The 5,383-nt window shown below is 70.7% G+C and carries 4 protein-coding genes and 1 pseudogene; 1 reads left to right on the forward strand and 4 read right to left on the reverse strand.

Translation table 11 applies throughout. The features are described 5' to 3' along the window. Positions 1-1,001 (forward strand): TNT domain-containing protein (locus FNH05_RS39550; RefSeq protein WP_246128045.1); only part of this gene is annotated, 1,001 nt, incomplete at its 5' end. Positions 1,002-1,023: 22 nt separating this feature from the next. On the opposite strand, the gene FNH05_RS31125 is transcribed toward FNH05_RS39550, so the two are convergent. From FNH05_RS31125 to FNH05_RS38420, 4 genes and pseudogenes are all read right to left on the reverse strand, one after another. Beyond that, the gene (locus tag FNH05_RS31125) at positions 1,024-1,617 is read right to left on the reverse strand and encodes a pentapeptide repeat-containing protein (RefSeq protein WP_144592430.1); all 594 of its coding nucleotides are present in this window, start codon (positions 1,615-1,617) and stop codon (positions 1,024-1,026) included. A 36-nt stretch (positions 1,618-1,653) separates the two neighbouring features. Next, positions 1,654-5,007 carry an error-prone DNA polymerase gene (locus FNH05_RS31130; protein WP_144592431.1) on the reverse strand — a complete coding sequence of 1,118 codons (3,354 nt, stop codon included), beginning with the start codon at positions 5,005-5,007 and terminating at the stop codon, positions 1,654-1,656. A 3-nt stretch (positions 5,008-5,010) separates the two neighbouring features. Continuing rightward, entirely contained in the window at positions 5,011-5,145 is a 135-nt protein-coding gene (locus FNH05_RS39820) for a hypothetical protein (RefSeq protein WP_281287651.1), read from the reverse strand. Further along, positions 5,145-5,383, reverse strand: a pseudogene (locus FNH05_RS38420) (DNA polymerase Y family protein); the annotation flags it as partial. The gene FNH05_RS39820 and the pseudogene FNH05_RS38420, both read right to left, overlap by 1 nt.

Genomic DNA, 5,383 nt, shown 5'->3' on the forward strand with positions numbered 1-5,383 from the left:
CACCGGAACCGCAGTCGGCCCCCGAGCCGGAGCGGTACGCCCCCGAACCGGTGCAGGAACACCGCTACGCCCCTGAACCGGAGCGGTACGCCCCCGAGCCGGCGCAGGAACACCGGTACGTCCCTGACGAACCGGAACAGCAGCCCCTGGCCCCGGCCCCGGCCGCGCAGGAGCGGTACGCCCCGGAACCGGAGCACCACTTCACCTCGGAACCGGAACAGCAGTACACCCCGGCCGCGCAGGAGCGGTTCACCCCCGAACCGGAGCACCACTTCACCCCGGAACCGGAACAGCAGTACACCCCCACCGCACAGGAGCATCACTTCGAGGTCTCCCAGGAACCTCGGTTCCGCCCGGGGGACACGGCTCCGGTGAATGGCGGGCCGAGCGCCGATCGGCTCCGGGAGTCCCGCCGGGAGGAACCGCAGCCCGAGCCGCAGTCGGCCCCGTTCTCGGAGCGGCTCGACGAGCCGGCCCCGGACTCCGCGCCCACCATGCTCGCCGCGCCGGTGCCGCCGCCGCTTCCCCAGCGCGAGCCGTCGGGCACGGGCGGCGGGACGCCCTCGCCGACGCCTTCCCCCTTGCCGCGCCGGGAACCCGCCCGCACGACCGCCGCGGGCACCTCCCAGAACGGCAGTGGCCAGCAGCAGTGGCCGATCCAGCCGTTGCCGGGCGAACCGCCGCTGACGCTGTTCCGGAGCAAGGAGATGCGGGAGCTGCCCCCGGGCAGTGAGCTGGACCGGTTCGGCGGTCCTAACGGGAACCTCACCTACGCCGCCGGTACCGCGTTCGAGGAGCGATCGCTGGTGCCGGAGTGGATCAGCAGGCCGTACCACGTCTACCGGGTGCAGCGTCCGCTGGAAGCGCTGGCCGGGGTGGCCATCCCGTGGTTCAACCAGCCGGGCGGTGGGGCCGCTTACCTGCTGCCCGCTTCGGTCGAGGAGCTACTCGCCGAGGGGCACCTCGTCGAACTCGAAGCGGGCGAACCGCCTATCGCCTGAGCCGACGCACGCCGCCCCGGGTTCACTCGACGACGAGCCCGTGGGCGGCGGCGTAGGCGAGGGCCAGGTCCATGTCCACCCGTGCTCCCGCCAGCCTGGCCTGGACCAGTCCATTCGCGTCGAGCTTGGCGCCCCGCAGGTCGGCGCCGGAGAGATTCGCGCCCAGCAGCCGAGCACCCCTCAGATCGCTGCCACCCAGGTCGGCACCATCCAAATTGGACTCGGTCAGATTGGCTTCCCGGAATCGCAGTCCGGACAGCGCCATCTTCCGCAGATCCGTCTTCGCCAACGCGGTCAAGGAGAAATCCGTGTCCCGGGCGCTGATCGTCCGCAACCGGCAGTCCGTGAAGGACGATCCCAGCAGCGAGCAACCACGCCACGAGACCCTGGCGAGCACCGTCCGCTCGAACACGCAGGACCGGAACGCCGAATTCTCGTGCCTGGACTCGCCGAGATCCGCGCCCGTGAAGTCACATTCGTCGAACGTACAGCCCCGGGTCAGCAGTCCCCGCAGATCCGCGTCGGTGAAATCGCAGCGCTCGAACCTCCTGTTCTCCCAGCGTGTCTGCGGCAGCACCGCGTCCCGGTAGTCCTGCCCGATCTCCTCGTTGTCCACCAGCACAGCCTTTCACAAGGTGCCTGGGCGCTCACCTCACCGGAAGTCGCGCGACCGGGACGGGACCCGCAACGGCAGGTGCTGCAGGCGATCCGCCAGCACGCTGATCACGCCGTCGGCACGCTCGACCACGCCACGGACCAGCAGAGCCGGGCTTCCCCGGGCGATGCGGTGGTACCGGCTCCACAGTCCGGCCGTGCACACCACGTTGACCATGCCGGTCTCGTCCTCGAGATTGAGGAAGGTGACCCCGCCCGCCGTCGCCGGCCGCTGCCGGTGCGTGACCGCGCCACCGACGAGGACCCTCACGCCGTCCTCGACCTCGAGCAGTCTCGCGGCGGGCACGACGCCGAGGCCGTCGAGATGCCCCCGAACGAACTGGGTGGGGAAGCTGTCCGGGGACAGGCCGGTGGCCCACACGTCCGCCATCGCCAGGTCGATCCCGTCCATCCCGGGCAGTGTCGGCGCACTCGCCCCGACCAGGCTGCCGGGCAGCTTCTCCGGCCGGTCGTCGGCCACCGCCCCGGCCGCCCACAGCGCGCGGCGCCGGTCGGCGCCGATCTCGGCGAAGCAGCCGAAAGCACCCGCGGTGGCCAGTGCCTCCACCTGCGGCCTGGTCAGCCGCACCCGTCGCGCCACATCGGCCATGTCCCGGAAGGCGCCGCCCCGGTCCCGCTCGGCCACCAGCCCTTCGGCCAGTGCCGCACCGATCAGCCGTACCGCGCCAAGGCCCAGCCGCACCGCGTGCCCGCTCCGGCCGTCCCCGAGCGGTTCGAGGACCGGGTGCGGCAGGCTCGCGTTGACGTCCGGACCGCGCACGGTGACCCCGTGCCGCCGCGCGTCGGCCACGAGCGACTGCGGCGAGTAGAACCCCATCGGCTGCGCCCGCAACAGCCCGGCGCAGAACGCGTCCGGATGGTAGTACTTGAAGTAGGCGCTGGCGAACACCAAGTAGGCGAAACTCAGCGCATGGCTCTCCGGAAAGCCGAAGTCGGCGAAGGCCATCAGCTTCCGGTAGATCCGCTCGGCCAGCGCCTCCCCGATTCCGTTGGCCGCCGCACCGGCGTAGAACCGCGCCCGCAGCCGTTCCATCTTCCGGGCGGAGCGCTTCGAACCCATCGCGTTGCGCAGCGCATCGGCTTCCGCCGGGCTGAAACCGCCGACATCGACCGCGATCTGCATCATCTGTTCCTGGAACAGCGGCACGCCCAGCGTCTTGCCCAGCGCGCGCTCCAGCAGCGGGTGGTCGAAGTCCCACTGCTCCTGACCGTTCTTGCGGCGCAGATAGGGATGCACCGAACCGCCCTGGATCGGGCCGGGCCGGATCAGCGCCACCTCGATCGCGAGGTCGTAGAACTCCCGTGGTTTCAGTCTGGGCAGGGTGGCCAGTTGCGCGCGGCTCTCCACCTGGAAAACCCCGATCGCGTCGGCCGCCCGCAACATCCGGTAGATGTTCTCGTCCGCCAGATCCAGCTTCGCGAGATCGATCCGTTCGCCCTTGTGCTCGCACACCAGGTCGAGCATGTAGTGCAACGCGGACAGCATGCCGAGACCGAGCAGGTCGAACTTGACCAGCCCCACCGAGGCGCAGTCGTCCTTCTCCCACTGCAGCACGCTGCGGTTCTCCCGGCGTGCCCACTCCACGGGGCAGACCTCGCTGACCGGCTGATGGCAGATCACCATGCCCCCGGAGTGGATGCCCAGATGCCGCGGGAAGTCCTCGAGCGCTCCGGCCAGTTCCAGCACCGGCTCCGGGATGTCGTGATCGTGGTCGTCCTTGGTGCTGTGCAAGGGCCCCCAGCGGTCGATCTGCTTGCTCCACGCGTCCTGTTGCCCGGGCGAGTACCCCAGTGCCCTCGCCGCGTCCCGGATCGCCGAACGGGACCGGTAGGTGATCACGTTCGCCACCTGTGCGGTGCGCAGCCTGCCGTATTTCCGGTAGACGTACTGGATCACCTCCTCCCTCCGGTCGGACTCGATGTCCAGGTCGATGTCGGGATACCCGTCGCGGTCCGGGGCGAGGAACCGTTCGAACAGCAGCTTCCAGGCCACCGAATCGACCTTGGTGATGCCCAGTGCGTAGCAGACCGCGGAGTTGGCCGCCGAACCCCGGCCCTGGCACAGGATGCCGCTGCGGCGGCAGAATTCCACGATGTCCCAGACGATGAGGAAGTAGCCCGGGAACCCGAGTCGGTCGATGATCTCCAGTTCGTGCTCGATCTGGGCGTACGCCTCGGGCCGTTCCTCCCGGGTGCCGTACCGCTCCGCCGCGCCCCGGTGGACCTCCCGCCGGAGGAAACTCGCCTCCGTCTGCCCCTCCCCCACGTCGAACGGCGGCAGTTCGGGGGCCACCAGCCGTAGGTCGAAAGCGCATTCCAGGCCGAGAAGCGCGGCCCGCTGCACCACCCCCGGATACCGCTCGAACCGGGCCGCCATCTCCTCGCCGGAGCGCAGGAACGCCATCCCGGAGGCGGGTAACCAGCCCTCCATCTCGTCCAGGCCGCGGCGGGCGCGGATCGCCGCCATCGCCGCGGCCAGGCGGTCCCGGTCCGGCACCGCGTAGTGCACGGCGTTCGTGGCCACCGTCAGTACGCTCATGCGGCCAGCCAGTTCGGCGAGCGCGTCGTTGTGCGCGTCGTCGTCGGGGTGGCCGTGGTCGGTGAGTTCGACGAAGACGTTCTCACGCCCGAAAAACTCGATCAACCGCCCCAGTTCCCGGGCGGCCTCCTCCGGCCCCTCCCGCAGCAGGGCCCGCCGCACCGCTCCCTTCCGGCATCCGGTGAGCACCACTGCCCTGCCCGCCACCTCCTCGGCGACGGCGGCCAGGTCGTAGACCGGGCGCCCCTTCTCCGCCCGCTGCCCCGGCGGCACCGGCTCGTCATGCCCCCTCAGCTGCCCGGCGGTGATCGCCCGGCACAGGGCCGAATAGCCGTCCTGCCGCCTGGCCAGCAGCAGGAGGTGCTCGCCCTCCGGGTCGGCGATCCCGTTCTGGGGTGCGGACAGCCCGAAGCTCAGCTCGGTGCCGAAGACGGTTTTCACGCCGAGTTCCCGTGCCGCTTCCGCGAAACGCACCACCCCGTACATGCCGTCGTGGTCGGTGAGCGCGAGGGCGTCCAACTCCAGCCGGGCCGCCTCCTCCACCAGTTCCTCGGGATGACTTGCTCCGTCGAGGAAACTGAAGTTGGAATGGCAGTGGAGTTCGGCGTAGGGCACCCTCCTGCGTCCCCCGGTGTGGTCGTCTCCCCGGGGCGTCGCGAAACCGGTGGGCCGGAGGTAACCCTCGCGTTTCCGGCTCCAGGCGGGGGAATCCCCGCCGTCGAGCGGGACCGGCTCACCGGAGAGGGTGCGTTCCAGCCTGCGCCAGGGGACCGGCGGATTGTGCCAGCCCATGGTCTAGTCCAAGGGGGCCCGCGGCACGGGCAGCCAGGACACCATCGGTTCCGTCTCCTGCCCGGTGGCGAGCTCCCCTGCGCCCGAAGGTTCCGCGCCCAGCCACCGCTGCAGATGCCAGAGGTAATCCTCGTCCATCAGTCGTACACTCCCTCGACAGTCCATTGTGGATTTTCCTGTCCGGTTCCGGTGAGCAGCACCGCGAGTTCCGGCTCGCCCGCCAGCACCGCCTGGATCCGGACCTGCTCACGGGACGGGCCCGCGGCCCCCGGCCGCGCACCGGCCCGCCATGGCCCGGCCCAGTCCAGGACCGGGCGGGGTGTCTCGCCCGGCAGCCCCACCGCGACCGGCGGTGCGGCCAGTTCCCGGCGCCGGG

Source organism: Amycolatopsis rhizosphaerae (genome assembly GCF_007713715.1).
GTDB classification, from domain to species: domain Bacteria; phylum Actinomycetota; class Actinomycetes; order Mycobacteriales; family Pseudonocardiaceae; genus Amycolatopsis_E; species Amycolatopsis_E rhizosphaerae.

Coding starts and splice junctions, on each gene's coding strand:
- FNH05_RS39820 (WP_281287651.1), bottom strand. CDS start 5,145: ATGGACGAGGATTACCTCTGGCATCTGCAGCGGTGGCTGGGCGCGGAA.
- FNH05_RS31130 (WP_144592431.1), bottom strand. CDS start 5,007: ATGGGCTGGCACAATCCGCCGGTCCCCTGGCGCAGGCTGGAACGCACC.